A 4,216-nucleotide genomic window follows, 5' to 3' on the forward strand; every position below is an offset into this window, starting at 1 on the left:
GAAATATCTGGCCGTACCCGGGGAAACCCGTGGCCACAAAATGCGCCGTATACGGCCGCCAGCGGGGAGCTTACGAAGACCGCCGTCACCCGTTCTCATGGTCCAGGACCACCGTGGTGAGGTCCGGACCGCCGCCCGCTGCCACCAGGGACACGGACATCGGCAGACCCTCCGAGGTCCACGCGACACACGAGGACAGAGCGGACTGGGACAGTTCCTTCCGGCTCGTCACTACCGACTGGCCCGAGACGAGATCCCAGATGGATAGGTCGCCGTTCGGGTCGCTGACTGCCACCCGGGCCCTGTCAGGGGCCAGTGGCAGGACCTGCCCGACAAGACCGGTCCCGATCCGCCTCAGCAGCCGGCCCGTCGTCGCGCTGTGGATGTCCAGTCCGCTCCGCGTCGCGAGAACGAGGACGTCACGGCCCTGGGTTCCACCATCGACGGGCAGAGACGACCTGCACAGGGACCACGTGGGAGCACTCCGCTGGCGCCGGTCCAGAGAGGGGCCCCGGTACACCGACTCTGCCGGTCCATCCTCGTAGAGCGGCCCGCCGGGCCCGGGACCCCAGACCCGGATGCCCTCCGGGCCGGCCGACATGACCCGTGGCCCTGCCGGATCTTCCGCAACCGCGAGGGCGTCTACGGACGACATATCGGCTTCGAACGTGCGGACTGTGCCCCCGTCGAGCCCCTGCATCACGATGCGGTTGCGCGCGACATAGGCGAACGCCGTTCCGTTGGCGCCCGCAACTGCCTTGCTGCCGCCTTCTGCGGCGGATGCCACCTGCTGGAGCGTGAAGGGGTCCCACACGCGCAGGGGCACCAGCGGATTGGGGGACTCGGCGATCAGGAGGTCGTCGCCGTCCGGCCGGGTGATACCCACCACGCCGGGGACCTGGCTGCCACCGAAGGAAGGGCTCACCGTTGTTGCCGACGCCGGATCCCACAGACGGATTCCGTCCCCACCGCAGACAGCGACCAGGGCCTTGCCGCTACCCGAGCGGACCACCGCCGTGAGTGACGGCTGCCAGCGGGCCGACGTCCAGGCCTGGCCGTACCTCTGGGCGATCCCATCGGGGAAGCCGGGAACCTCGAACAGCTTGCCCGCGCGTGGCCTCCACAGGAACGCGCCTTTGCGGGTCAGGATGAGCAGCTTCCACAGCGCCGGGCCATCCGCCAGGACATGGACATCGTAGGTTCGGGGAACCGGCGTCTGAGCGATGGGCTGTCCGGAAACCGGATCGAAGATCCGCACCTCATGCTGGCCGGCGTCAGACCGCCCCGCCGTGACGAGGAAGGTGCGCCCACCGGTGGCCATGATGGTGCACAAGCGGTGGACTGTCCCCGCGGCCAAGTCCGCGACAGGTTGGCCCGTTCTGGCATCCCAGACCCGGACATCGCCGCCGTCGGACGCCGAAGCGACCAGCTGACGCCCGTCCGACGTCGGCACCACACACAGAGCGTTCGTCTGCCCTGGCGCAGGCGCCAGTACGTTCACGCGCGCTGCCCACCGCCCCCACAGGGGCCTTACCGGCAGCCCGGCCAAGGCGTCAGCCTGAATGCCGGCCTCTCCGCCCAGGCCTCGTACAGCACGGAGAAAGGCGATGCTGCCCAGACGCGAGGCGTAATCCGTGGCCTCGCCCGCGAACGGCTCGATCAGAGCCGCCGCCGTCAGGTTCTGCCGCTCGGGATCCCCGGCCGGAAGAGGCAGAGCGAGCCGGGCGCGCAGCGTTCCGGAAGACTCCTGGGCCAGGAGCGCCAGCGGGACCTCAACGTCAGTCAGGACGCCGCCGGAGTCCGCATGGTGCAGCAAGTACCTGCGGACATACGGATGCGCCGGATGCGGCAGGGCCTGCTCCACCAGCTCCGCGAGTGCACGGACGATCGCGGAATGCGCCGCCGCGAGCGTGTGCGGCCCGTCCGGGTGCTTTCCGCGGCCAGCTGTGACCGTCGTCGCCGACAGGACGGTGCCGCCGACCAGCAGAAGGTCAGTCAGCCGCTGGTGCACAGGCCGGTAGACGGTACGGGCATCCTCCTCGGCACTGGCCAGGTATCCGGTGAGGCGACTGGACCGGAGGGTGCGGATGGCGTGGTCGGCCGCATCGGCGTCCGCGAAGCCTGGCCCGTACGCCTCGGAGGCCAGTGCGACAGTGACTGCGGGCCAGACCTCCGCCCATGGCAGCCCGGCCCCCGGTGCGAACGCCGTCGCGCGCAGGGCGGCAACCAGAAGGGCGCTGTCCACCCCCTCGGCGGCGGCCACGGTCCGGATGTCCTCACGCAGGAGCCCCGTGGTGCCGTCGGCGAGGCGCTTCAGCCAGCCGGTCTCGTCCAGGTCCTGGCACGTGTCGGCCGTCCTCAACTGCTCGGCAGCGATCCGGGCGTCGAGGAAGGACGGCGCGACCGCTTCCGCGATGTGGCGTGCCGCCGTGTCCGCGGCCTCCGGCGCCCCGTGGTACGGGCTGGTCCGCGGGGCGCTCAGCAACGCGGCGGTATAGGCGGCGATGTCGCTGGTGCAGTCTGGCCCGTCGGTGCGCAGGACCTGCAGAGGGACGCCTTCTGTACGCAGAGCGCTGTCAAGCCGCTGCAGCAGCTCGTCGGCCCGCTCGTCCCGCAGGGCCGTGTCCGACGCGTACTCACCGCTCGAGGGCGAGCTGCGGACACCGACCACGAGACGGACGGCCCGTTCCGTACCGTCAGCGGCGAGCCGGGACAGCGGGATGATGACATCGCTGACAAAGGCCAGCGGATCCTCGGCCTCGTCCAGCGCGTCGATGACCACACTGACGGTTCCAGCGGGTCCGGAGGCCCTGGAAAGCAGGCCGAGCAGGCTCTGCAATGGGAGCTCGCCGTCGCTGGGAGCACCGCTGAGCGCGGCCAGCAGCTCTTCCACAACCACTCGCGCAGACTTGTTCCGGGCCAGGACTGCGACGTCTACCGCCCCGGGGTTCGGCCGCAGCTCGGCAGGGATGCCAGCCAGCACCGCCGCGTATCGTGGGTCGGCCGTGAAACCGGCGTCAGCCATCGTCACCAGGCGTGCCAGAAGGGCTGATTTCCCAGAGCCGGCGGCTCCGGTGACCACGAGGACGCCGACGCCCTCCCGGGTAAAGGAGACCATGCGTGCCATCGGCTCGGCCCGCCCGCTGAAGTACCAGCCAGGATCGTCCACCCCGGCCCGCCCGGAAGCCCGCTCGAGCCAGAACTCCTCCAGTGAGGTCGAGCCGAGAGCGAGCTGACGCAGCGCGGGGCCGGCCGCACTCTGCACCGGGCGGAAACGCGGATTGGGGAGGCACGCGCTTGGGGCACTGCCGCGCGAATGCGGCACGATCCACTCGGCGCCGACCAGCGCCTTCTCCGTACCGTCCTCGTCCAGGCCGACCTGGTGCAGGAGCTGCTCGAACTCCGCGAACGAAAAGTGAGAGCCGGTGTAGCCGGAGGCTTCGTCGCACATCCGCTCGTAAGCCAAGGAGACGCGCCGGGTGAAGGAACCCACCAGAGGCTTCTCATAATGGTCGCCGGCCGTGACGACGGCGGTCCCCTTGTGGCTGTGGCGTTCGTCGGACAGATCCTGGAACATGCTTGCGAGTTCGGCGCGGAGCGTGCCGGAGTGGCATGAGTCAACGAGCACCATGACGTGCTCGGACTGACTGTCCAGGACTGCGGTGATGAGCTCGCTTGTCGGGAACCCGGTTGCCAGCAGCCGCTCTTCATCCGTCGCGGGAAGCATCAGGTAGTGGCGCTGGGCCAGGCGGCGCAGCCCGTGGCCGGTGATGTACACCACCACGGCTTCGTTGTAGTCGGCCGCTGCCAGCTTCTGGCTGTGCAGGAAAGCGCGCAAGTCGTCCACGGAACGCGGAGAGTGCTCTGCCCTCACAACCTCGAAGCGGCGGTCATCGCCGAGCTCGGGGTCAGCCAGCCAGCCAGTGATCCGTTCCACCTGGGCGGCAATGGCCTCTGCAAAACCTTCCTGTCCGTCGTCGTAGTTGTCGACTGCGATGACAACCAGCCGCCTGCGGACGATGCCGTCCAGCTCTTCCGCGCTCAACCTCGTTCCCCCTGTCCGACCGCCAGTCTAAGAAGCCGTTGTCGTACCGATCTTGGTGGACGTGGGTTCGACTGGGACAGCTCGGTCGGGTGATCTTGTCGCGTGCCGCGAATGAAGGCAGGGCCTCTGGTGCAGCTCGGGGTTGTCGAGACCTTGAGCACGCCAGGAGGC

General features: G+C 69.3%; 1 protein-coding gene. It reads right to left on the reverse strand.

Annotated elements, in window-relative coordinates; genetic code table 11:
* Positions 1–85: 85 nt before the first annotated feature.
* Positions 86–4,045 (reverse strand): hypothetical protein, encoded by a 3,960-nt coding sequence (locus tag ACIQ87_RS40190; RefSeq protein WP_402417220.1) that lies wholly within the window; start codon positions 4,043–4,045, stop codon positions 86–88.
* Positions 4,046–4,216 lie beyond the last annotated feature (171 nt).

It is taken from the genome of Kitasatospora sp. NPDC096204 (assembly GCF_044763205.1).
In the GTDB taxonomy this organism is placed as follows: domain Bacteria; phylum Actinomycetota; class Actinomycetes; order Streptomycetales; family Streptomycetaceae; genus Kitasatospora.